Origin of the sequence: Devosia sp. MC532 (assembly GCF_016461625.1) — a bacterium.
Taxonomy (GTDB): domain Bacteria; phylum Pseudomonadota; class Alphaproteobacteria; order Rhizobiales; family Devosiaceae; genus Devosia.
Genome location: NZ_JAEMNZ010000001.1, coordinates 341,929 through 366,308, shown reverse-complemented (window position 1 = coordinate 366,308; position 24,380 = coordinate 341,929). Strand labels below are relative to the sequence as shown.

Annotated in this window: 19 protein-coding genes; 10 read left to right on the top strand and 9 right to left on the bottom strand. The window is 57.9% G+C overall.

The annotated features are described in order from the left end of the window. Positions 1 to 62: 62 nt before the first annotated feature. A complete protein-coding gene (gene bcp, locus JHC09_RS01660; protein ID WP_199530554.1) occupies positions 63 to 539 on the bottom strand; it encodes a thioredoxin-dependent thiol peroxidase in 477 nt (158 codons plus the stop codon). A 124-nt stretch (positions 540 to 663) separates the two neighbouring features. Here bcp and JHC09_RS01655 point away from each other — a divergent pair, with 124 nt between their 5' ends. Further along, positions 664 to 4,140: a hypothetical protein gene (locus tag JHC09_RS01655; RefSeq protein ID WP_199530553.1), complete on the top strand. Its 3,477-nt coding sequence runs from the start codon at positions 664 to 666 to the stop codon at positions 4,138 to 4,140. Between the two features lie 58 nt (positions 4,141 to 4,198). On the opposite strand, the gene tyrS is transcribed toward JHC09_RS01655, so the two are convergent. Together tyrS and JHC09_RS01645 are read right to left on the bottom strand one after the other, a co-directional pair. Further along, positions 4,199 to 5,434: a tyrosine--tRNA ligase gene (gene tyrS / locus JHC09_RS01650; RefSeq protein ID WP_199530552.1), complete on the bottom strand. Its 1,236-nt coding sequence runs from the start codon at positions 5,432 to 5,434 to the stop codon at positions 4,199 to 4,201. Positions 5,435 to 5,550: 116 nt separating this feature from the next. After that, positions 5,551 to 6,213 carry an alpha/beta hydrolase gene (locus JHC09_RS01645; RefSeq protein WP_169194077.1) on the bottom strand — a complete coding sequence of 221 codons (663 nt, stop codon included), beginning with the start codon at positions 6,211 to 6,213 and terminating at the stop codon, positions 5,551 to 5,553. Between the two features lie 280 nt (positions 6,214 to 6,493). Here JHC09_RS01645 and JHC09_RS01640 point away from each other — a divergent pair, with 280 nt between their 5' ends. From JHC09_RS01640 to aroA, 8 genes are all read left to right on the top strand, one after another. Next, positions 6,494 to 7,639 carry an aminotransferase class V-fold PLP-dependent enzyme gene (locus tag JHC09_RS01640; RefSeq protein WP_199530551.1) on the top strand — a complete coding sequence of 382 codons (1,146 nt, stop codon included), beginning with the start codon at positions 6,494 to 6,496 and terminating at the stop codon, positions 7,637 to 7,639. A 64-nt stretch (positions 7,640 to 7,703) separates the two neighbouring features. Continuing rightward, positions 7,704 to 9,233: a Fe-S cluster assembly protein SufB gene (sufB, locus tag JHC09_RS01635; RefSeq protein ID WP_169194075.1), complete on the top strand. Its 1,530-nt coding sequence runs from the start codon at positions 7,704 to 7,706 to the stop codon at positions 9,231 to 9,233. 61 nt (positions 9,234 to 9,294) lie between these two features. Next, positions 9,295 to 10,056, top strand: a complete 762-nt coding sequence (sufC, locus tag JHC09_RS01630; RefSeq protein WP_199530550.1) for a Fe-S cluster assembly ATPase SufC — start codon at positions 9,295 to 9,297, stop codon at positions 10,054 to 10,056. A gap of 2 nt (positions 10,057 to 10,058) precedes the next feature. Further along, complete coding sequence (gene sufD, locus JHC09_RS01625; protein WP_199530549.1) at positions 10,059 to 11,264, top strand: Fe-S cluster assembly protein SufD; 1,206 nt, start codon at positions 10,059 to 10,061, stop codon at positions 11,262 to 11,264. A 149-nt stretch (positions 11,265 to 11,413) separates the two neighbouring features. Then, a complete protein-coding gene (locus JHC09_RS01620) occupies positions 11,414 to 12,634 on the top strand; it encodes a cysteine desulfurase (RefSeq protein ID WP_199530548.1) in 1,221 nt (406 codons plus the stop codon). Positions 12,635 to 12,655: 21 nt separating this feature from the next. Next, complete coding sequence (locus tag JHC09_RS01615; RefSeq protein WP_169194071.1) at positions 12,656 to 13,030, top strand: SUF system Fe-S cluster assembly protein; 375 nt, start codon at positions 12,656 to 12,658, stop codon at positions 13,028 to 13,030. A 52-nt stretch (positions 13,031 to 13,082) separates the two neighbouring features. Then, on the top strand, positions 13,083 to 13,463 hold the full coding sequence (locus tag JHC09_RS01610) for an iron-sulfur cluster assembly accessory protein (protein ID WP_169194070.1): 381 nt from the start codon (positions 13,083 to 13,085) through the stop codon (positions 13,461 to 13,463). 255 nt (positions 13,464 to 13,718) lie between these two features. Then, a complete protein-coding gene (aroA, locus tag JHC09_RS01605) occupies positions 13,719 to 14,999 on the top strand; it encodes a 3-phosphoshikimate 1-carboxyvinyltransferase (RefSeq protein WP_199530547.1) in 1,281 nt (426 codons plus the stop codon). A gap of 1 nt (position 15,000) precedes the next feature. Here aroA and JHC09_RS17135 read toward each other — a convergent pair whose 3' ends face one another. The 3 genes from JHC09_RS17135 to parE all read right to left on the bottom strand — a co-directional run bounded on the left by JHC09_RS17135 (position 15,001) and on the right by parE (position 19,980). Next, entirely contained in the window at positions 15,001 to 16,059 is a 1,059-nt protein-coding gene (locus tag JHC09_RS17135) for a GGDEF domain-containing protein (protein WP_169194068.1), read from the bottom strand. A 132-nt stretch (positions 16,060 to 16,191) separates the two neighbouring features. Continuing rightward, on the bottom strand, positions 16,192 to 17,643 hold the full coding sequence (locus JHC09_RS01595; protein WP_169194067.1) for a DEAD/DEAH box helicase: 1,452 nt from the start codon (positions 17,641 to 17,643) through the stop codon (positions 16,192 to 16,194). Between the two features lie 321 nt (positions 17,644 to 17,964). Next, the gene (gene parE, locus JHC09_RS01590) at positions 17,965 to 19,980 is read right to left on the bottom strand and encodes a DNA topoisomerase IV subunit B (RefSeq protein WP_199530546.1); all 2,016 of its coding nucleotides are present in this window, start codon (positions 19,978 to 19,980) and stop codon (positions 17,965 to 17,967) included. A 727-nt stretch (positions 19,981 to 20,707) separates the two neighbouring features. Between parE and JHC09_RS01585 the strand changes: the two genes are divergently transcribed. Further along, the gene (locus JHC09_RS01585; protein WP_199530545.1) at positions 20,708 to 22,225 is read left to right on the top strand and encodes an ABC-F family ATP-binding cassette domain-containing protein; all 1,518 of its coding nucleotides are present in this window, start codon (positions 20,708 to 20,710) and stop codon (positions 22,223 to 22,225) included. A gap of 63 nt (positions 22,226 to 22,288) precedes the next feature. On the opposite strand, the gene JHC09_RS01580 is transcribed toward JHC09_RS01585, so the two are convergent. The 3 genes from JHC09_RS01580 to tig form a co-directional block, all read right to left on the bottom strand. Beyond that, positions 22,289 to 22,588: a PRC-barrel domain-containing protein gene (locus tag JHC09_RS01580; RefSeq protein ID WP_169194064.1), complete on the bottom strand. Its 300-nt coding sequence runs from the start codon at positions 22,586 to 22,588 to the stop codon at positions 22,289 to 22,291. Between the two features lie 47 nt (positions 22,589 to 22,635). Beyond that, the gene (locus JHC09_RS01575; RefSeq protein ID WP_182395568.1) at positions 22,636 to 22,857 is read right to left on the bottom strand and encodes a hypothetical protein; all 222 of its coding nucleotides are present in this window, start codon (positions 22,855 to 22,857) and stop codon (positions 22,636 to 22,638) included. A 134-nt stretch (positions 22,858 to 22,991) separates the two neighbouring features. Beyond that, positions 22,992 to 24,371 (bottom strand): trigger factor, encoded by a 1,380-nt coding sequence (gene tig, locus JHC09_RS01570; RefSeq protein WP_199530544.1) that lies wholly within the window; start codon positions 24,369 to 24,371, stop codon positions 22,992 to 22,994. Positions 24,372 to 24,380 lie beyond the last annotated feature (9 nt).

Genomic DNA, 24,380 nt, shown 5'->3' with positions numbered 1-24,380 from the left:
AACGGGTTTTACTCAAGATGAACGATTGTCGTTAAAAAAGACTAACCTATGTTAGTGGGGCTTTATTGGGCGAGTACGGCGTCGAGTTCGGCAAGAACTTTTTCCGCATGGCCCGCGACTTTTGTGGCGCGAATGATGCGTGCAATTTTTCCATTGCCATCAATAATAAAACTCGTTCTGACGAGCCCCATAAACTCTTTGCCATAGAGTTTTTTGAGCTGCCACACGCCAAATGCCTCGATCATCTTGCGTTCAGGGTCAGCGCCCAATGGCAGGTTTAGCTCGTGCTTGGCGCGAAATTTTTGGTGGGTTGCGACGGTGTCTGGCGAAACGCCGAGCAGCACCGCGCCGCGCTGGGCAAACGCATCGGACATGACGCAGAAGTCTTTGTTCTCGGTGGTGCAGCCGGGGGTGTTGTCCTTTGGGTAGAAGTAGACCACCACTGGCTGCCCTTTGAAATCGGCAAGGGAGACGGTGGTGCCGTCATCGCGCTCCACGGCAAAATCTGGTGCCGCGTCTCCGATTTTCAATTCAGTCATAAGGCACTCCTAAGATGTAGCGATTGAGAGGGTGTCGAGGCCACATTGCAGCCGGTATCATCTCCCAATGAAACGCCTTTAGGGCATTGATTCTCCGGGCACGCCAAGGCTGTTCGGGACAATAGTGAGTGACGCGATCATTTCTGCAGAAGCGCCGAAACCATCGCCATCCTCGCCGCCACGAGCCTGGGCTCGACAGGCGACCAAGAGTCTCGTCTGGCTTCTGGGTATTCCCTGCGCGCTATCCCTGATCCTTTATCTGGTGCTGTTGGCGACGCCGATCAGCCTGCCATTCTCCGGACCCGCCGTGCGCTTGTTTGTGCAGAACGCCATGGGCCCCGATACCGATATCGAAATCGGCGACATGGCACTGGGGTTGGAGAACGGAGTTTGGCCCGTCATTCGGTTCGCGCCGGTCCGGCTGACAGACAGGAAATCGGGCACCCATATCGCCGTTGATGCTATTGAAGTGGGGTTCTCACCCGCCCGAGCGCTGTTTGGGCAGCCCGGCGCGTCCATTGGCATCGTCGGGCCAGATATCGAGATGGTGCAGGACCTGCACGGGCCGCGTCTGGTGGAACTCGAATTTCACGGCCTTTCAGAAGACAGCCTGCCGACCATCAGCGTGATGGAGGGCGCCGACCGGTTTCCGGCCATCGAGATCGATGCTGAGGGCGTGCAGACCGAGAAAAGCTCTGCCCCGCCCATGCGTTCGGACAATGATTGGCTGATTTACAACCTGGAAGCGGCGGAAGCCGCGATTTCAGACCTCGTCGAGCAGACGGCGCAAGGCCGCTTTTCGCGTCTCTACATTCGGGGTGGCGAGGTCGCGATGTTGGACCCCGTCAACGGCCTGTTCCGCAGATTAGAAAATGTTGAAGTCGATATCGCGCCGGTCCCTGGCAATGCGCAGCGCACTGAGGGAAAAATTTCCGCGACCATCGCCGGACGGAAAGTGCATGTGGCGCTGACAAGGATGTTGGCAGAAGACGGTACCAGGCATTTGCAGGCCGATGTGACCAACATCGACTACGCCAACATCCTGCCGTTCCTCGATGGACAAGACGCTTTGGTGGCCTTGCGGGGAACTGGGGCGCTCTCGCTCGATGTGACCTTCACGCCCGATGTTGGGGAGCTGATCGGGGGCGAATTCAAGCTCGACCTCACCGGCTTGGACCTTAAGATCGGCACTGACAGCTATCCGATCGTCAGTTCGATCTTCGATGTGGTTTGGAAGCCTAGCGAAGGGCGCTTTGTGCTGCAGGAAGGCACAATTCAGGTAGGTGACACCACGGCCAGCGTTTATGGCGTCATCGCGCTGGGGCTCGATAAGCAGTTCGGTTCGACCACGGGGATCGCGCTTTCAGCGCGCAATGTGTTCATCAACCCCAGTGATCTGCCCAAAATGGAGCAGCCGTTCGATCGCATTGATTTCTATGGCTGGTCTGCGGGGCTCTATGGCGCTGTTGGAATTGATCAACTGACGGTGTCCAAGGGTGAAGGGCAACTCTCCCTCTCGGGGCGCGCCGACATGCTGCAGAGCGGCATGGGCATTGATCTGTCGCTGACAGGGCACGATTTCAGCGTTGAGGACATGACGCGGTTGTGGCCCTACATCACAGCCACTGAGGCGCGGGATTGGGTTTTGCAGAATGTCTCCGCAGGTCAGGTTCTCGATACGCAGATGCGATTCAACTTCCCCGTCGGCACGATTGGCGCGCCGGACGGCAATGCATCACTGCCTGAGGACAGCATTTCGGTCATGCTCAGCGGCACCGGCATGGTCGCCCGACCGCTGCCGAGCATGGAGCCGATCCACATTTCCGGCACGTCTCGCATCTCTATTGACGATGCTGTGGTCTCCTATTCCGGGGGCCTCGCCAGCGTCGCCACTGATGTGGGCAGCATTGAAGTGATCAACCCCGGCTTTGTGCTCGATAACTCGTCGCCCGACCAGACGGTGATGGAACTTTCCGGCGACGTGCTTGGCGCTATTCCCTCCGTTGTGGCTTTTGCCAAGGCGCATCGACCGCAGATTTTGGAGCAGTTGCAACTCCCGCTCGACATTGAAACCCTGTCTGGTGATGTTGATGTCAATGTGCTGACGACGTTGATCACGGCGCCAGATAAGCCCGAACAGGTCGACTACGTAATCAATGGCGGGTTGAGCCGCTTTGGCAGTAGCCGTCCCGTCGAAGGGCGCGTTATTCGGGATGCCGAACTCCAGATCGCGGCGACCCAACACGCCTATCGGTTTAACGGCTCCGCCAATATCGATGGCATGCCGGCCGATATTCTGGTCGAAGGCACGCCCACTTCAGAGCCCAAGCTGCAAGTCGCCTCAACGGTCTCGATAGACGACATTAGCAAACTGGGCATTGATCTATCAGCTTTTCTAGAAGGGACAGTGCGGTTCATCGCCAGCCCGCTCTCGGATGGCGCGATTGACCTCACGGTCGATCTTGAAGGGGCGGGGGTCAATGTCCGCGATCTGGGGATTTATAAGTCCATCGGTCGCGCGGGCACGTTGAGCGCCATTGTTCGGCTGGGCCCGCACGGCACAAGGCTCGAAAACATCGTGCTGGCCTTTGATGATGTGCGCCTCGCCGGGACACTGGAGCTTGACGCACAGCAAGCGCTTAAATCAGCCGAGTTCGGCACCTTCCAGCTCAGCAAGGGCGATAGTGCTAGCGTCCGCCTGACGCCGCTTGAGGATGGGTTTGCCGTCCGCGTACGCGGCGAACAGCTGGATCTGAAACCCGTTCTTGGGCGGTTCTTCAGCCTTGAGCAAGGCTCAGGCGGCGTGGAAGCGACACAGGTGAGCGCGCCAATTTCGATGGATATCGAGCTCGATCGCGCCATTGGCTATTATGCCGTGACGGCGTTCAATCTTGATGTGGACATGCTCTTGCGTGGTTCCGATTTGCGCCGGGCAACACTCGCTGCGCAGTTCTCTGAAGGCAATGCCATTTCCATCACGACCAATCCCGCTCCGAACGGGCGCACGTTGACAGTGGCCTTCAACGACGCCGGGACGATACTGCGATTGCTCGGCATCTACTCCCAGCTCGCCGGGGGCTCGGGTAGCTTGGTGATGACCACTGATAGGCAGCTTGATCAGGAAGTCGGGCAGCTCATTATGCGCAACTTCGCCATCGTCGATGAAGACAAGGTTGTGCAGGTGCTGGGCAATCACTCGGACTCGCGCAGTGCCATCGCCACGCAGAATCGTCTCGACTTTACCGCATCACAGGTCGACTTCGTTCGTAAGCGCGACCGTGTCGAAGTGGGCAATGCGGTCCTGGCGGGCGCGACTGTCGGCGGCACTATGCGGGGCTTTATCTACACCGACCGCCGGCAGTGGGATCTCACAGGCACTTACGTCCCGCTCTTTGGCCTGAACAACGTCTTCCAGCAGTTGCCGATCATCGGCGAGTTCCTCGGTGGTCGTGAGGGGGAAGGGCTCGTGGGCGTCACCTTCGCCGTCAATGGCGCGCTCGATAGCCCGAACTTTGTTATCAACCCGCTGAGCGTTCTGGCACCGGGGTTCTTGCGCGAGTTCTTCGAGTTCCGCTCACGCGAACTGCCACCAGCAAACTGAGCCCAAAAAGAAAGGGCGTCCCGAGAGACGCCCTTCAAACTCGTTGTAAAAGACCGACTTAAACCGGCTTGATCAGTGCGTGCTTTTTCTTGCCGACGGAAAGCTTGATCACGCCTTCTTCAAGCAGGGCATCGTCACCCAGCATCAGCTTTTCGTCGCTGATAACGGCATCGTTGACGCGCACTGCACCAGAGGTGATGTGACGGCGCGCTTCGCCATTGGATGCGGCAAGGCCTGCCTTCACGAGCGCGTTGAGCACGCCGATACCCGCAGCCAATTCAGCCGCTGGCACTTCAGCAGTCGGTAGCGACAGGTCGAGCTTACCGGTTTCGAATGTCGCGCGAGCGGTTTCGGCAGCTTCGTCGGCTGCAGCCTTGCCACGCAGCATGGCAGTAACTTCTGACGCGAGGCGCTTCTTGGCTTCGTTGATGTCGCCAGCAACAATGCCTGCGATCTCGTCGAGCGGCAGGGTGGTGTAGAGCTTGAGGAAGCGTTCGACGTCGGCGTCCTCAGTGTTGCGCCAGTACTGCCAGAAATCATAAGCCGAGAGCATGTCTGGGTTGAGCCAGATCGCGCCGTTCATCGACTTGCCCATCTTCTGACCCGAAGAGGTCGTCAGCAGAGGCGAAGTGAGGGCGTAGAGCTGTGGCGTCCCCATACGGTGACCGAGATCGATCCCGTTGATGATATTGCCCCACTGATCCGAACCACCCATCTGCAAGCGGACGTTGTAGCGCTGGTTGAGCTCCACAAAGTCATAGGCCTGCAGGATCATGTAGTTGAATTCGAGGAACGAAAGCGACTGCTCGCGATCCAAACGCTGCTTGACCGAGTCAAAGCTGAGCATGCGATTGACCGAGAAGTGCTGGCCAACGTCGCGCAGGAATTCGAGGTAGTTGAGCGGCAAGAGCCATTCGCCGTTGTTCACCATCAGCGACTTTTCAGAGAAGTCGAGATAGTTGGAGAACACCTGCTTGATCCCGTCGATGTTCGACTGGATCGTATCCGTGCCCATCAGCTTGCGCGCTTCGTCTTTAAAAGACGGATCGCCGACCATGCCGGTGCCGCCGCCCATCAGGGCAACAGCGCGGTGACCGGTCTTTTCCAGCCAGTGCAGCATCATGATCTGGATCAGGCTGCCGACGTGCAGCGACGACGCGGTTGGGTCAAAGCCGATATAGGCGGTGACCTGTTCGGTGGCGAAGAGCTTATCAAGGCCCTCAGCGTCGGAAATCTGGTGGATGAAGCCGCGCTCATCAAGGGTGCGCAGGAAATCGGAAGTGTACTTGCTCATTTTGCGATCCAAGTGCCGCCAGTGCGGAGTTGTATGGTCTGGCGTCTGGGAATGATGACGGCGTGCCCACTCAGGGCACACCGTGGTGAGGCGATCGCCTCTTTGCGCTACTGAGTTTAGCGCCCGCCGCCGTCCGCGATCTCCTGACGACGACGGTCGAGATACTCGGCGCACCGTTCGGTCAGTTCATCGATCTTGCCTTCGTAGAAGTGGTTAGCCCCTTCCACGATCTGCTGTTCGATGGTGATGCCCTTCTGGGTCTTGAGCTTGTCCACGAGCTTCTGCACCGAAGCAGGCGGAGCCACACGGTCCTTATCACCATGGATGATCAGACCCGAAGATGGGCAGGGGGCGAGGAACGAGAAGTCATAGAGGTTTTCCGGTGGGGACACCGAGATAAAGCCTTCAACTTCTGGGCGACGCATCAGCAACTGCATGCCGATCCACGCACCAAAGGAGAAACCGGCGATCCAGCAACCGCGTGATTCTCTGTTGATGGTCTGCAGCCAGTCGAGAGCGGCCGCGGCATCGCTCAATTCGCCGATACCGTGGTCGAATGCGCCCTGCGACCGACCGACGCCGCGCGAATTGAAGCGGAGCACCGCAAAACCACGCTCTACGAACATGTAGAACAGGTTGTAGATGATCTGGTTGTTCATCGTGCCGCCGAACTGCGGATGCGGATGAAGCAGGATGGCGATTGGAGCGTTTGGCTCCTTACCTGGCTGGTAACGGCCTTCCAAGCGGCCCTCTGGGCCGTTAAAGATCACTTCTGGCATAGGATTAATCCGGCCTTTCCGGCTCTGTCACAGTGACGTTTCGGACGTTTCAAAAGGAGTTCACGCAGCTTGACTAAGCGCGGGGCTCTCCCTAAAACATGGGTCGAAAAATCAGTTTAGAATGGTTCGAAACTCGATTGTGCGCCGCAGAACGGCGCGCTTGAGCGCCCCTTGTAATGAAGTTGGGCCTTCAATTTCAAGACGTGTTTGGCCGCATATGCGTTCTATGCTGCGGTTTGGCTCTATATAAAGGTGTCGGACACTGTGTCCGGTAAGCGTAATGACGAGACCTTCGGTCTATCTTGATCACAATGCAGCCGCGCCGCTTCGCCCCGAAGCGCGTGACGCTTTGTTGTCTGCGCTTGCGCTCACCGGCAATGCCTCATCGGTCCACACTCATGGCCGCGCGCTGCGCGATGTGATGGAGACTGGTCGTCAACAAGTGGCTGCGCGGGCCGGTGCAGAGCGCCGTCAAGTCGTCTTCACAAGTTCCGCTACCGAAGCCATTACGCAGGCTATCGTCGGTGGAACAAAGGTTTTTTCGGCAGGCGCCATAGTCACCAGCATGGGGGAGCACGCTGCTGTCCTCAAGGCAGTTGAGGCCACGGGCCTGCCTGTGTGGACCGTAGGGCTAAAAGAAGACGGCAACATTGATCTCGATCAACTGCAGTCGTTTTTGTCCCGTGCGGATGCAGAAAACATCACGCTCTTCGCGGCGTTTCATTGGGTGAACAATGAAACCGGCGTAGTTCAGCCAATTGGCCGGATTAGTGCTCTGGTGGGGCCAACCCGTCACACGCTTTTTATTGATGCGGTTCAGGCCTACGGCAAGATTGATCTGGATTTTGCCGCATCGGCTCCCGATATGGTTGCTATAAGCGGCCATAAGATTGGCGCACCTGTCGGTATTGGTGCGTTGTTGGTCAAAGGCCATGCCGACACTGTGCGGTTGATTCCGGGTGGTGGTCAGGAGCAGGGGCGTCGTGGTGGTACTGAACCAACGGCGCTGATCGCAGCTTTTGGCGCGGCAGCGGCCGCAAGTGAATATGATGCGCAGAGCATGTTGGCGCTCGTCGACCAGCTTGAGGCCGGACTGAAGGCGCTTGCGCCAGATGTCGTAATCTTCGGGCAAGCTGCTCAGCGCGTCGGTAATACGGTCAACTTCGCTGTACCCGGTCTCGGTAATGCTACAGCGATGATGTCCTTGGACCTTATGGGTCTATCAATTTCGTCCGGCTCTGCCTGCTCGTCAGGCAAGGTCGGCGCTAGCCATGTTCTAGCAGCAATGGGCGTGCCTAAGGCTTTGGCCGAATGTGCCCTGCGCGTCAGCTTTGGCTGGACTTCCACAAGCGAGGACGTGACTGCGTTTCTTGCCGGTTTTGAAAAACTTCTTGCACGCCACAAGCGTTCAGGAACAGCGGCCTAGGCCGCTGAAAGAATAGTTCGTTCGCGGCGGCCTTGACCCGCCGATGGACATAAAGGAGAGCCTAATGGCGGATTTCGATATTCCGACCCTCAAGGAAGAGATCGATCGGGAAACCGTCGAGCAGGTGCTTGCGCTTGACGTCGACAAGTACAAGTACGGCTTCGAAACGGACATTGAATCCGACACGATTGCTGTCGGCCTGAACGAAGACACCGTTCGCTTCATCTCGGCTAAGAAGGAAGAGCCGGAATGGATGCTGGAATGGCGTCTGGAAGCGTTCCGCCGCTGGCAGACCATGGAAGAACCAGCTTGGGGTAAGTTGCACTACCCAAAGATCGACTTCCAAGACATCAGCTATTACTCCGCGCCGAAGAACTTCAAGGGCCCCAAGAGCCTTGATGAAGTCGATCCGGAACTGCTGGCGACTTATGCCAAGCTGGGTATCCCGCTCAAGGAGCAGGCGATCTTGGCTGGCGTTGAAGGCGCAGCGGAATCCGTTGGCACGCCGTTCGGCGCCAATGTTGCGGTCGACGCGGTGTTTGACTCGGTTTCCGTTGTCACCACCTTCCGCGAAGAACTGGCCAAGCAGGGCATTATCTTCTGCTCGATCTCTGAAGCCGTGCGCGAGCACCCAGAGCTCGTAAAGAAGTACCTCGGCTCGGTGGTTCCCGTTTCGGACAACTACTACGCGACGCTGAACTCGGCCGTCTTCACCGACGGTTCCTTCGTCTACATTCCAAAGGGTGTTCGTTGCCCGATGGAACTGTCGACCTACTTCCGTATCAACGAGAAGAAGACCGGCCAGTTCGAACGTACCCTCATCATCGCTGATGATGACAGCTACGTCAGCTACCTCGAAGGCTGTACCGCTCCAATGCGCGACGAAAACCAGCTGCACGCTGCAGTGGTTGAACTCGTTGCGCTTGAAAACGCCGAAATCAAGTACTCGACGGTCCAGAACTGGTACCCGGGCGACAAGGACGGCAAGGGCGGCATCTATAACTTCGTGACCAAGCGCGGCGATTGCCGTGGCAACCACTCGAAGATTTCTTGGACGCAGGTTGAAACCGGCTCGGCGATCACTTGGAAGTACCCAAGCTGCATCCTGCGCGGCGACAATTCGCGCGGTGAATTCTACTCGATCGCGATTTCGAACGGCTACCAGCAGGTCGATAGCGGCACCAAGATGATCCATCTGGGCAAGAACACGTCCAGCCGCATCATCTCCAAGGGTATTGCAGCAGGCTTCTCGGACAACACCTATCGCGGTCAGGTTTCTGCCCACGCTAAGGCCAAGAACGCTCGTAACTTCACCCAGTGTGACTCGCTGCTGATCGGCGACAAGTGTGGCGCACACACTGTTCCTTACATCGAGAGCCGTAACGGCACTGCGGTGTTCGAGCACGAAGCGACCACCTCGAAGATCTCCGACGACCAGATGTTCTACTGCATGCAGCGCGGCCTCAATGAGGAAGAAGCTGTGGCGCTTATCGTCAACGGCTTCGTCCGTGACGTGCTTCAGCACCTGCCAATGGAATTCATGGTCGAAACCCAGAAGCTGATCTCGATCAGCCTCGAAGGCAGCGTCGGCTAAACCGCAAACAGTTGGATACCCGGGTGGCGCTAGCGGCGACCCCGGATTTGGAGACAAACAGATGACCACTCCCGTTCTTGAAATTCGCAACCTGCACGCTCGCATCGAAGATCGCGAGATCCTCAAGGGTGTGAACCTTGTGATCCCACAGGGTGAAGTTCACGCCATCATGGGCCGTAACGGCTCGGGCAAGTCGACCCTGTCCTACGTTCTCGCAGGCAAGGAAGACTATGAAATCACCGAAGGTGAAGTGCTGCTCAACGGCGTCGACATCCTTGGCCTCGAGCCAGATGAACGCGCTGCTGCTGGCCTGTTCCTGGCTTTCCAGTACCCAATCGAAATCCCCGGCGTTTCGACCATGACCTTCCTCAAGGCGGCGATGAACGCGCAGCGTAAGGCTCGTGACGAGGCTGAACTCTCGACCCCAGAGTTCATGCGTCTCGTCAAGGAAGCTGGCGCAGCGCTGAACGTTGACTCAGCCATGCTGAAGCGTCCGCTCAACGTTGGTTTCTCTGGCGGCGAAAAGAAGCGCGCGGAAATCATGCAGATGGCGCTCCTCAAGCCATCGCTGGCCGTTCTCGACGAAACCGACTCGGGCCTCGACATTGACGCGCTGCAGGTTGTTTCGAACGGCGTGAACTCGCTGCGCGACGGCAAACGTTCCATGCTCGTCATCACCCACTACCAGCGCCTCCTGAACCACATCGTTCCAGACGTTGTGCACGTCTTCTCGGACGGCAAGATCGTGGAAAGCGGCGACAAGTCGCTCGCGCTCAAGCTCGAAGCTGAAGGCTATGCCAACTACGGCGGCGAGGCAGCGTAACAATGGCGACTTTTCCAGTTCGTCTCGGCGCTGCCGAGCATACGCTGATTGAGCAGTTGAAGGCCGCTGGCGCTGATCAGGCTGCGGAGCGGATCGAAACTGCGGGTCTGCCGACCCGTCGCGTCGAAGCCTATCACTACACGGATTTGAAGACTCTGCTGCGCGCCGTACCGGATCTCGCAGCGGCTGCAAACGACGCCGTGGCGCCGTCTGTGGCGATTGAGGGCGCTTATGTGATCTCGATCGTCAATGGTGCTGTAAAGGCGTCTACGGACGCTCCTGCAGGCATTATGATCGGCACCGCACGTGGTGGCGTTCTGTCGACCCGCGATGATGTTGTAACCCACATCAACAACGGCCTGACCAAGACCGCTCTCTCGCTCGACATCGCCGCTGGCGACGAGCAGGTGATCCAGATTGATCACACCATCGTTGGCGAAGCTGCACACGTCTCGGACGCTGTGAAGGTCTTCGTGGCGGATGGCGCGAAGGTCACCATCGTCGAAACCTTCGCCGGTTCGGACGCTGCGCACTTGGGCAACCACGCCGTCTACATCGCCCTGGGCGAAGGCGCTGAAGTTGTGCACGTGTCGATCGACCGTTCGCCAGCGCAGTCCTCGCACTTCGCGACCAATGAGTATCACCTTGCAGCCGGCGCGCAGTTGCGCACGCTGGTGGTCCATGGTGGTGCAAATCTGGCTCGCACACAGGTGCTGCCGCGTCTTGAAGGCGCTGAGGCACATGCGGACGTCACTGGGCTTAATCTCGTGGCCGATGGTCAGCATGCTGACATCACCATGATCACTGAGCACGCTGTGGCGCACACCACCTCGCAGCCGCTGTTCAAGTCGATTGCTCGTGGCCGTTCCAAGTCGGTCATTCAGGGCAAGCTGATTGTGGCGCGCGATGCGCAGAAGACCGATGCCAAGTTCATGCATCAGGGCCTGATGCTGTCGGACGAAGCGGAAATCCTCTCCAAGCCAGAACTCGAAATCTACGCCGACGACGTTGTCTGCGGCCATGGTTCGACGTGCGGCAAACTGGATGAAGATAGCCTCTTCTATCTCCTCAGCCGCGGTATTCCCAAGGCTGAAGCAGAAACCATGATGGTTCGCGGCTTTATCGCAGAACTGGTCGACCCGATCGAAAACGAAGCAGTTGCTGGCGTTCTCAACGACGTCATCGACACTTGGCTTCTCGGCAAGTAAGGGCCTCACCCTTCGCCTCTCCCCTCGGGGGAGAGGTCGGCGCCGAGCGCCGGGTGAGGGGGCCTTCAATGCAAATAGGGGTAGGGGAATTTCCCCTCACCCACCCAAAATGCTCCGTTCGTGGACCGGGACGCCACAAGGACCAAAACATGACCTTCGATCTAGCTGCCGTTCGTGCTGATTTTCCGATCCTGTCGGAGCAAATTCACGGTCATCGTCTTGTCTATCTCGATAGCGGCGCATCGGCGCAAAAGCCGAACGCCGTGCTTGAGCGCATGGATTATGCGTTCCGCCACGAATACGCCAACGTCCACCGTGGTCTGCACACGCTCGCCAATCGGGCGACGGAAGGCTACGAAGCCGGGCGGGAAAGCGTAAAGCGCTTCATCAATGCGCCGCGTCTCGAAGAAATCATCTTCACCAAATCGGCCACCGAAGCGATCAACCTGGTCGCCTCCTCCTTTGCTGGCCCGCGCATCAGGGAAGGTGATGAGATCATCATCACCACCATGGAGCACCATTCCAATATCGTGCCGTGGCATTTCCTGCGCGAACGTCAGGGGGCGGTTTTGAAGTGGGTCGACGTCAAGGACGACGGCTCTTTCGATATGGATGCCTTTGAAGCGGCGCTATCGGACAAGACCCGCATGGTCGCCATGACCCACATGTCCAACGTCTTGGGCACGGTCACTCCAATCAAGGGCGTGATCGAACGCGCCCACGCGCGCGGCATTCCTGTGCTCATCGATGGCTCGCAGGGCGCCGTTCACACCACTGTGGACGTGGCTGAACTCGACGTCGATTTCTACATTATGACCGGCCACAAGCTCTACGGCCCGACTGGCATTGGCGTTCTCTACGGCAAATACGATCTTCTCGCCCAGATGCAGCCCTATCAGGGTGGCGGCGAAATGATCGAAACCGTAACCCTTGAAGGCGTCACCTATAACGAGCCGCCCCATCGCTTTGAGGCGGGCACGCCGGCTATCGTTCAGGCCATGGGCCTCGGCGCAGCCCTCGACTACATGCAAAACCTTGGCCGTGAAAACATCATCGCCCATGAGCATGAAGTCGCTGCCTATGCCGCCGAAAAGCTCAAGAGCATCAATTCCCTGCGCATGATCGGCACTGCCGAAGGCAAGGGCGGCATTTTCTCGTTCGAGATTGCCGGTGCGCACGCCCATGACGTCGCCACGGTCCTTGATCGTTACGGCATCGCTGTTCGCGCTGGCACCCATTGTGCCCAGCCGCTGCTGAAACGTTTTGGCGTGACCTCTACCTGCCGTGCCTCTTTGGCCCTATATAACGGCAAAGACGATATTGACGCGCTGGTCGACGGCATTCAGCGCGCCGCGAAATTTTTTGCCTGATTAGGCACGAGAAAGACGACCATGAGCGACGATACCGTAACCGACACGCGCATCACCCCCAGTGTTTCTGCCAGCCTGCCAGAGAATGAAGTCGAGCGGATCACGACGGACCTGATTGGCGCGTTGAAGACCGTCTACGACCCAGAAATTCCGGTCGATATTTATGAGCTTGGCCTGATCTACAAGGTTGATCTGGACGAGGATCGTAACCTCACCATCGACATGACCCTGACCGCGCCCGGTTGCCCCGTGGCTGGTGAAATGCCCGGCTGGGTCGAAAACGCTGCCCGCAGCGTTGAAGGAATTCAGGACGTTAAGGTCAACATGGTGTTTGATCCACCATGGGATGCGACCCGCATGAGCGAAGAAGCTCAGGTTGCGTTGAACTGGTGGTAATGGGACGCGTTTCGTCCTATATATCGTGAAACGCCGATAAAGGTTTCGATCCATGCCGTTCAAGATCATGTCGCTGACAGACGCCGCTGTAGAGCGTATCACCGAGATTATCGAAGACTCGGATACGCCTGTGATCGGTCTGCGCGTTGGCATCAAGAATTCCGGCTGTGCGGGTGTTGCCTACACGATGGACTATGTCAGCGAAGCTGTGGCGGGCGATGACCATGTCGAGGACAAGGGCGTCAACGTCTGGGTTGATCCCAAGGCGACCATGTACCTGCTCGGCACGGTGATGGATTTTGAGGCCGGCAAGCTGGGCTCGACCTTCACCTTCAAAAACCCGAACCAGACCGGTGCCTGCGGTTGCGGCGAAAGCATCACGCTCAAGCCTGCGGACCTCAAAGCACTGGTGGAAGCCCGCGCCGAAGCATAATTGGCGACTTGTCTGAAATTTCAAAATGCCCGGAGCGATCCGGGCGTTTTTGTTTTTTGGGGGGCAGGGACGCTGTGCGGGAAACACCACAAGGACCTCTCCACCCCTCCGTCATTGCCGGGCTTGTCCCGGCAATCCAGTTGGATGCAGGTGCATTCGTCTTGTGCGCGATCCCCCATAAAAATCCCCACGCCCCGTACGCTTTCGCGTTGAAGCGAGATTGCGCGAGTTGCGGCTTTGTCCTAGAGCGAATGCATGCCAAAAACTCTTCCAGCTGCTTACTCCATCACCCCGCCCGGCAAAGCTCTGAACGGTCGCGTTTCGCCTCCGGGGAGCAAGTCCATCACCAATCGCGCTCTGCTGTTGGCAGCGCTGGCGCATGGCACGAGCCGCCTGACGGGGGCGCTCAAGAGCAAGGACACTGTGCTCATGGCCCGCGCCCTGCGCGAAATGGGCGTCACGGTGGAAGAGCCGGATGCGACGACTTTCCTCGTCACCAGCACAGGCAAGCTGGCCGTCCCCGATGCGCCGCTCTTCCTCGGCAATGCCGGGACCGCAACGCGCTTTCTGACCGCCGCAGTGGCAACGATTAACGGCACAGTGGTCGTCGATGGCGACGAGGAAATGCGCGTTCGCCCGATCAAGCCTCTGGTTGATGCCCTCAATGCGCTCGGCATCGGCGCGTCGAGCCCGACCGGCTGCCCGCCTGTGACTGTTGAAGGCAACGGCACTTTTGGGAAGGGGCGCGTTGAAATCGACGCCTATCTCTCGAGCCAATATGTTTCCGCCCTGCTTATGGCAGCGCCATTCGGCGACGGCCCAATTGAAATCGCGCTCGCGGGCAAGGACATTGGCGCCCGCGGCTATGTCGATCTCACGCTTGCGGCTATGCGCGCTTTCGGCGCTGACGTTGAACAGGCCGACGAGGGCACCTGGATTGTGCAGCCAACCGGCTACACCGCAACGGATTTCCACATCGAACCCGATGCGTCTGCCGCAACCTATCTCTGGGGCATTGAGGCACTGACGGGCGGCAGCATCGATCTTGGTGTGTCAGCCGATGCCTTCACGCAGCCGGACGCTTCGGCGCAAGCCATGATTGCGGCTTACCCGAATATGCCAGCGGTGATTGATGGCTCGCAAATGCAAGACGCGGTTCCGACCATGGCCGTCGTCGCTGCCTTTAATAACACGCCTGTGCGATTTGTTGGCATTGCCAATTTGCGCGTCAAAGAAACGGACCGCATTCGGGCCGTCGCCAATGAGCTTAATCGGATCATGCCGGGCCTCGCCACGGAGGAGGGGGACGATCTGCTCATCGCATCCGACCCACAACTCCCTGCCAAGCTTAAGGGGCGCAACTCGCGCGCAAAAATTGAGACCTATCACGATCATCGCATCGCCATGAGCTTTGCTCTGGCGGGCCTACTCGTCGATAACGTGGTTATTCTCGACCCTGCCTGCACAGGCAAGACCTATCCGGAATATTGGGACATGCTGGAAAGCCTCGGCGTTACGCTAACGCCGACGGCTTGAGTTAGGCGACTGACGAGGCAACCGAGCGCGGGGTTTGCAACTCATCTTCACAGATGACGCGATTACGCCCCGCGCGCTTAGCTGCATAAAGACAGGCATCGGCGCGGTCGACGAGGCTGGCGAAGCTATCGGCCTGGCCAAATTTTGCAACCCCGATAGACGCGGTGAGATTGCCCAAGCGCTCGCTCGTGGAAATGCGCAGCAATTGCTTGCTCTGAATGGCTTCGCGAATGATCTCTGCGGTAAGGGACGCCAGGCGCATGTCGGTTTCGGGCAATATTGCCGCGAACTCTTCACCGCCAAACCGGGCAGCAATGCCCTTGCCCTCGAGCGAGGTCTGCAACTGCCCTGCGACGAGGCGCAGCACTTGGTCGCCGGTGAGGTGACCATAGCTGTCGTTAAAGGCCTTGAAATTATCGATATCGACGAGCAGAAGACACAATGGCGTGCCTGCTAGGCGCGCTTCGTGCATGGCGTCTATCAGACAGGTGTCAAAGCGCGCACGATTATAGAGCTTGGTCAGCGGGTCCAGCATCGCTTCGCGACGAACTTCATCCAGATCACGCTGCATATTCGCTATTGCATCGCGTGATGCGGCCAGTTGCGCGCTGAGCAGGGAGTTATCATCCTGCATCCGCTCAGTTTCAACAATGAGCTTCCGCGTGATCTCTTTTACGGAACTTGCATCGCGCGCTGTGTCGAGGTCGTACCATGCGCTGGAGAGCGTGGTGCTGAAATCCTGCGCAGTTTCGAGCGCGCCTTGAATGGCGCCGTTCACGGCATTGATGCGCTCAGCGACGCGGTCTGAAACAACAGACACCCGTTCTGACACCGCCACCTCAAAAAACTCCTTGTGGAGCAGTTCGGCAGTGAGTGGAGTGAGCTGCACGCCAGACATGAAGAGCGCGTTGAGGCGATCGTTCAGGCTCTGGTTGGTGCCTTTGACATAGGTGTAAAGCAGCTCGTAAAAGGCCGGTTCGGCCGGTACGCAATTCTGCTTCAATTGATTTATGGCGATTTTGGCAAAGCCAAAAGAGCGCTCTAGATCCTGATCCGACACTACCACCAGCCCCCCGGTGTGCTGGCCTAATCCAGCATGGTTAAGTGAGTCGTGCGTAAGGATATTCTCACGCGGATGTGAGAAAGTAACGCTCCAAGATGTAGCAATGCTTAATCTTGGAGCGTTTAATGATTATTGGGCAATGCGCGTCGGGCGCAGCAAGAACGCTGGGATTGGTCCGGCGTCGCCAAATGGCCCATTATTGTTCGGCGCTGCCACTGGTGCAGTGTCGTTATTGCGCTTGCGGCGTGCGTTGTCGGCGCGCGTTCTTTGCGGCTTAAGTGGTTCGTCCACGGTATTCGTTTCTACTTCTGTAGGCGACGGAGCCACAACATCGGACTTTTCAGCCTTAGCGACCTTGCGGGTGCGACCGCCACGACGGCCACGCGATGGCTTTGCTTCAGCGTCTTCAGCAGCATCGGGAGCGGCTTCAGTTGTGATTGCCTGGGCAGTCTTACTTGGCGCGAGCCATTCGATCTGCTTCTGGATCAGCTTTACGATCGCATCGAGGTGCTTTTCGTCTGCGGGGGCGACGAATGTGTAGGCAACACCAGAGCGACCAGCGCGACCCGTACGGCCGATACGGTGAACGTAATCCTCGGCATGCACAGGCACGTCGAAGTTGTACACGTGGCTTACCGCTGGAATATCGAGACCACGTGCCGCGACGTCACTGGCAACCAGGAGCGTGAGCTTGTTGGTCTTGAAGGCATCCAGAGTTTCCATGCGGCTCTTCTGGTCCATGTCGCCATGCAGCGAACCAGCGGAGAAACCGTGGCGCTGAAGCGAGCGGGCGAGGGTAGCCACATCACGCTTGCGATTGCAGAAGATGATCGCATTGGTGAGGTTTTCTGCCGCGTTGATCTGTTCGCGCAGAGCCGCGCGTTTCTGATCTGGACGCGAGGATACCTTGACCAGCTTCTGATCAATCGTGTCGGCGGTCGAAGAAGTGCGCGAGACCTGAACGTGGACTGGGTCCTTGAGGAAGCGCTTGGTCAGGCGCTCGATCTGTGGGTCCATCGTTGCCGAGAACAGCATGGTCTGGCGACGCGGCGGTAGGCGCGAACAAATCTTTTCGATATCGTCGATAAAGCCCATGTCGAGCATGCGGTCGGCCTCGTCGATGACGAGAACTTCCACGCCGGTCAGCAGGATCTTGCCGCGATCGAATTGGTCGAGCAGACGGCCAGGAGTAGCGATCAGCACGTCAACGCCGCGATCAAGCTTCTTGTTCTGCTCTTCAAACGATACGCCGCCGATGATCAGAGCCATCGATAGACGGTGGTTTTTTCCGTACTTCTCAAAGTTCTCGGCAACCTGCGCCGCGAGTTCGCGGGTCGGTTCAAGAATGAGTGTGCGGGGCATACGAGCGCGGGCGCGGCCGTTTTCCAGCAGCGTCAGCATGGGTAATACAAAAGAGGCAGTCTTCCCGGTACCCGTCTGCGCGATACCAATAAGATCCTTCTTATTCAGAAGGTGTGGAATTGCCTGAGCCTGGATCTCGGTAGGCTTCGTGTAACCAGCGTCTGTGACAGCTTCGGTTACCTTGCTCGAAAGCCCAAGTCCGGAAAAGTCGTCGGTCAAGTCGGTCGTCCCAATCAGCGGTGCGGAGCGGCGCTATTCAGCCAGTACATGACCTCAGCGTCACCGATGAGCGCGCGCCTGTACCGCTATTGCGGGCGCGCTGCCCTAAAAGTTTCGAATGGAAACAATGTCGCGTGACCATTCGCGTTCAAAAGCAACACACGGCGGATCCAGAGTGTTGCAGGGTGCTGACGTTAGCATTCCCCGGCGATAGAAATGCCGATGCCTAACGTATAGCTAGCGGCGCGGACCATAGCGCAAACCCCTTGACTGTCAACGGGTTTGCCCGATTCACGCCATATTGCAGTAAATCTTTGCTGATCATATGTCCAAATCGGTCACAAATGCAGCGTTCTCCTGAATGAATTCATAGCGCAATTCAGGCTTGTTGCCCATCAATCGATCCACGGCGGTGCGGGTTGCATCGCGATCATCCAGCATTTTCACCTGTAGCAACTGGCGCGATTTTGGGGACATCGTCGTCTCGCGCAGGTGCACATACGGCATCTCACCCAGACCTTTAAATCGGGTGATGTCGATTTTGCTCTTGCCGGTGAACTCGGTCTTCATCAACTCATTCTTATGGGCGTCATCCCGCGCATAGAGCGTCTTATTGCCTTGAGTGATGCGGTAGAGCGGCGGCAGGGCAAGATAGAGGTGACCATTCTCAATGAGTTTGGGCATCTCTTGGAAAAAGAAGGTGATGAGGAGCGCGGCGATGTGCGCGCCGTCGACGTCCGCGTCGGTCATGACGATGATCTTGTCATACCGCAGCTCATCTTCAGAATAGCGGTCGCGGGTGCCGCAACCGAGCGCTTGGATGAGATCGGCAATCAGCTGGTTGGCGGCGAGCTTGTCTCGGCTTGCGCCAGCAACGTTGAGGATCTTGCCGCGCAGCGGCATAACGGCCTGCGTAATGCGGTTACGCGCCTGCTTGGCAGATCCGCCCGCCGAGTCACCTTCCACGATGAACAATTCAGCGCCCTGCGCCGCATTCTGCGTGCAGTCTGCGAGCTTGCCGGGCAGGCGTAGCTTGCGCGTGGCGCTGGCGCGATCGATCTCTTTTTCCTTGCGGCGACGCAAGCGCTCTTCAGCGCGCTCAACGGCCCAGTCGAGCAGCTTGCCTGCCTGGTTGGGCGAGGCCGCCAGCCAATGGTCGAACGCATCGCGCAGCGCTGTTTCAACAATGCGTGTGGCTTCTTGCGAGGCGAGCTTGTCCTTGGTCTGGCCAACGAATTCAGGTTCGCGCACGAACACCGAAAGCATTGCCGAGCAGGAGGTCAGTATGTCCTCCGCGGTCAGATTGGCCGCGCCCTTGTGCTTGATCAGTTCTGCATAGTTCTTGAGGCCCCGCAGTAGCACCATGCGCAGGCCCGCTTCGTGCGTGCCGCCATCGGGCGTCGGGACGGTATTACAATAAGACTGTACGCCGCCGTCACCCAGGGTCCATGCAATCGCCCATTCAACCGAGGCGTGGCTGCCGGGGCGGCCGGTCTTGCCCGCGAAAATTTCGTCGGTAATGCGCGTTTCGCCTTCGATCCGCGCCGTCATGAAGTCCTTGAGGCCGTCCGGATAGTGGAACACAGCCTTGGCCGGAACGTCGTCGCTGGCCAGTTCGTCGTCGCAGCTCCAGCGCAGCTCAACGCCACCAAAGAGGTATGCCTTGGCGCGGGTCATGCGGAAGAGGCGACCGGCATTGAACTTTGCGGTCGGGCCAAAAATTTCCGGGTCGGGATGGAAGCGGGTCGTGGTGCCGCGACGGTTCTGCACGCGGCCAACATTGACCACGTCCTGCACCACCTTACCGCGCGAAAACTGAATGCGATAAAGCTGTTGCTCGCGCGCGACCTCAACGATCAGGTCGTCCGAGAGCGCGTTCACAACCGAAACACCAACGCCGTGAAGGCCGCCGGATGTTTCATAGGCCTTGCCGTCGAACTTGCCGCCGGCGTGCAAAATCGTGTGCACGATCTCTAGCGTGGAGCGACCGGGGAACTTTGGGTGGATTTCGACCGGAATACCGCGGCCGTTATCCGAGATGGTCAAATAGCCATCGGCGCCCAAATGAACTTCGATGCGGGTCGCGTGACCAGCGATCGCTTCGTCCATCGAGTTGTCGATAACTTCGGCGAAGAGGTGGTGATAGGCGTTGATATCCGTGCCGCCGATATACATGCCCGGACGGCGACGGACAGGCTCAAGGCCTTCCAAAACCTCGATGTCGGCAGCACCATAGGCCTCCGGCGAACCGGAGACGCGAGGCGCGACTTCGGCTTTCGGTTTGATCTGTGGTTGGTCTTGCTGAGGAGCGGCTGCTCCGAAGAGATCTGACGACATACATTTTCCATCAGTTCGGCCCGAATCGGGCGAATTGGGTTTTCTACCATATCGCGAGGATTTTTGCCGGTCTGGACCTGCGTGCAATTCCCACAGATGAGCTGTGCTTCATTGCCGTCAAGGTGAACGATATGAGAACTCTGGATGTGCGTGACGGGTGCTTGTTCTCATTCCGGGACAGTGAGTGTCCCAGGATAAGTGGATGAATTTACGTTCTGTTTGTTTCTTGGGAGCACTTTTTTAAGTGCGTGCTGATACTCATGTGGACATACGGTTTTTGTATGGAGTTGCCGTATGAGGGCAGATCACTTGAGTATTGCGTATCAAACAAGTGTTCCCCGCCCAGCTGTGCCAGGACATTGGCCACACGCCGGAAATAGTATTGCGTACCGGCTGGCCAATCTCCGCACCTCGCGTGTTCTTGCGATGGTGTTGGCGATAGGTCTCTTTTATTTCTGCTGAATATCTTGTGCCGTCCTTCGGGGCGGCATAAACTTATGCATCGTTCAATGTCGAGACGGGAGGGTGACGTGACAATATTTCCGACGCATCGCCAGCGTGGTCCCGTTCATGCCCTGTTGCTTAGGCGGCAGGGCTGACCAGTCGGTCCGGACGATATTTCGCTCCTTCCCACTTGGTTCGCCCTTTATGGCGCTTCGGCTGATGCTGTAGCGCTGAATTGACGGCAAATGGCGCCACACTTGCGCCGATCCAATGAGCGAAATCCATGGGCACTCTCAGTCTCAAAAATGCCGGCCACCGTGCGGGCGATCTCTTATTCTCCAATCTCACTCTTTCCATCGCTGATGGCGACCGTGTTGGCCTTGTGGCGCCAAACGGGCGTGGCAAGTCTACGCTTTTGCGGGCCCTGGCGGGGGAGCTTGAATTGAGCGAAGGCGCGATCACGCGCTCGCGGGGCTTGAAACTCGGCTATATTCCGCAGGACATTCCGTCGGAATTCCTCACGCTCTCCTTGCGCGACTTCGTTGGCACGGGGCTCGACCGCAGCCAGCTCGAAAGCGAAGGCTGGCGTGTTGATGTGGTACTGGAGGAATTCTCCATCCCAGAAGAGTTTCGCGACAAGGCTCTGAACCAGTTGAGTGGTGGGTGGCAGCGCATGGCGCTTTTGGCGCGCTGTTGGGTTGGCGAACCAGATGGCTTGCTGATGGACGAGCCCACCAACCATCTCGATCTCTCTCGCATCGTCGCGCTTGAGGATTGGCTCGCTTATGCGGCGAAATCCATGCCGGTGGTTATCGCTAGCCACGATCGGGCCTTTCTCGATCGCGTAACCAATAGAACACTGTTCCTGCGTCCGGACGAGCCCGTCTATCTGCCGCTTGCCTATTCGGCGGCCCGGGCAGAGCTTGATCGCGTCGATGCGGCGGCCCAAGCCCAGCGCGAGCGTGATCTCAAAGAAGCCACTCAGCTGCGCAAGCAAGCCGCGAAGCTGACCAATATCGGTATCAACTCGGGCAGCGATCTGCTGACGGTGAAATCCAAGCAGTTGCGCGAGCGTGCCGAGAAAATTGAAAACAAAGTCCAAGAGGTGCATCGCGACCGGACGGGCTTGGTCAAGCTCGGCAACAGCGGCGCCGACGCGCGCGTTATGATGGCGATCAGTAGCCTTGTCGTTACCACTCCGAATACTATTCCCTTATTCTCAATTGAAAAGCTGCATATTTTTCAGGGAGATCGGGTTGTCCTCTTAGGCGCAAATGGTGCTGGCAAATCCCAATTCATGCGCATCATTACAGAGGCACTTGCGGGCGATGTGGTTGACGGTGTGCGGCTCTCGCCCCAGCTTGTGCCCGGATATATGGACCAAGCCCTCGCTTGGCTCCCCACCAATCGGTCATCACTTGATTACCTATTGGAGCGGTTTGACGAGGGCGATCGGCGGACGATTGCGCTGTTGGCGGGCGCGGGTTTTGCCACCGAGAAGCAAACCAAGCCAATGGCGACACTGTCCCTTGGTCAGCGGGCGCGTGTCGCGCTCTTGGCGCTAAGATTGGCCAAGCCCAATTTCTATTTGCTGGATGAGCCGACCAATCACCTCGACATCCCCGGGCAAGAACAGCTTGAGGACGATATCTGCGGGCAGGGCGCCACAGCCATTATCGTCAGTCACGATCGTGCGTTTCTGCGGGCGGTTGGGACGCGGTTTTTGCAGATCAAGGGCAAGCGGCTGGTCGAAGTTGACAGTCCGGAAGACTTTTTCGCGGAGATGGCTGCCGCTCTCTAAAAAGAACGGGAGCCCCGCGAGGAGCTCCCGTTCTCACCAACTGACTGGAGGTCAGGTCAGTGTTCAGCGATCAACATGCTCTGGCAGAGCTTTTAGCTGATCTTTGGTAAAGCGCGTGACGCCGTGCACATTGCCGTCCTCGTCACGCATGAAATTGAGGTCTGACACGTTCAGAGCGACCGGCTTTGCGCCGAGGCCGAGAAAGCCACCGACATCAACGACAACCTGCGAAATTGCGCCAAGTCCGTGAACATGGGCGACCTTGCCGACATGGTGGTCATCCGGGCCGTAAATTGTCGCGCCTTCTAAAACGGCAGCGTTCAGCTCGGTAACGGAAAGGGGTGTGTGACGAGTATGGTCCATAATGAAATCCTTTTTGGTGTTGCTTATTATGGGATGGTCAGCTGGGGCTAAAGCGGACTGCGGGCCTCAAGGGCGGACAGCATTTCACCGATCCGCGCCGCCACTTCTGAATCGAAGCTTTGGCTCTCTTGGGTCAGCTCATATTCATGCAGTTCGCCAGTCGTGATGCCCGCACGGCGCGCGAAGTTCTTCGCATCAAGACCAAGTGCTATGCGTCGATCGCGATCGACTTGCGGCTGGGGGGCAAAGGCGGATGAAATATAGCTCATGATTTCAGACTCCACAGTGCGTAGTGGCAATGTGGCAGACGCCAAAAGGTTCACTCAAAATGGCTGTGATCGGTAACAAAGAATAAAAAAAAGCCGCCCCGGAGGGCGGCTTTCGTTTGAGCTATGCTCAGATCTTAGTGGTGGTGCTCTTCTGGCACTTCGTCTTCGTCAGCCTGGATGAGCTTTGCGAGCTCTTCACGGGTCATCTTCTTCTCGGTGATTGCACCGGTATCGATGATCAGGTCGACGACCTTGTTTTCGAAGATTGGAGCACGCAGGCTTGCGAGAGCCTGTGGGTTCTTGCGGTAGTAGTCGTAAACCTGCTGTTCCTGGCCTGGGAAGCGACGGACTTCAGCGATAAGCGCCTGCTGGTGCTCTTCGTCCGAAACCTGAACTTCCTTGGTGTTGCCGATTTCGGCAACGACGAGGCCGAGGCGCACGCGGCGTTCCGCGATACGGCGGTACTGTTCACGAGCTGCTTCTTCGGTGGTGCCTTCGTCTTCGAAGGAACGGCCGTGCGACTGCACTTCGTGCTCAACGCGCTGCCAGATGGTGGCGAATTCAGCTTCAACCAGCTGAGCTGGAACGTCGAACTTGTGGCCGTCATCGAGAGCGTCCAGAACCTGGCGCTTCATGTGCTGGCGACCCATGGAAGCGAGAGCCGATTCCATCTGTTCGCGGATGATCTTGCGCAGAGCTGCAACGTCTTCGAGGCCGAGCTTCTTAGCGAATTCGTCGTCGAGTTCGCCAGCGTTCGGGCCGTCAGCATGCAGGATGGTGACGTCGAAGGTTGCTTCCTTACCGGCCAGATCAGCGTTCTGGTAGTCAGCTGGGAAGGTAACCTTGATGGTCTTGGTTTCACCCTTCTTCTGGCCGACGAGCTGTTCTTCGAAGCCAGGAATGAATTCGCCCGAACCAACGGTCAGGTGAGCGTGCTCGGAGGTGCCGCCATCGAATGGAACGCCATCGATCTTGCCAACGAAGGAAAGGCCTAGACGGTCGCCGTTTTCGACAACTGCGCCATCACCCTTGTCGGTGTAGCCGCGGTTCTGTGCGAAAACGCGGTTCACTTCGACGTCGACTTCTGCGTCGGTCACTTCGATCACTGGCTTGGTGATCTTGACGCCAGCAGTGTCCATCAGTGTTACTGGTGGGAGAACTTCGTATTCAACTTCAAATGCCAGATCGGTCTTGCCGTCGAGCACGTCGTTGATCACTGCCTGATCCTGCGGCAGATCAACCTTTGGCTGAGCAGCTGCGCGTTCCTTGCGGGTGTCGAGCGCGCTAGCAACGGTTTCGTTGATCGCGTCGGTCATGACTTCGGACATAGCCGAACGGCCATAGACCTTCTTCATGTGAGCGGTCGGCACCTTGCCGGGACGGAAGCCCTTGATGTTAGCCTGGCCCTTGAGCTCTTCGAGCTTGGTGTCGAGGCGCGCGTTAAGGTCAGCGGCCGAAATGGTGACGCTGAGCTTGCGCTTCAGGCCTTCGTTGAGGGTCTCAGTTACCTGCATGGGGGTCTA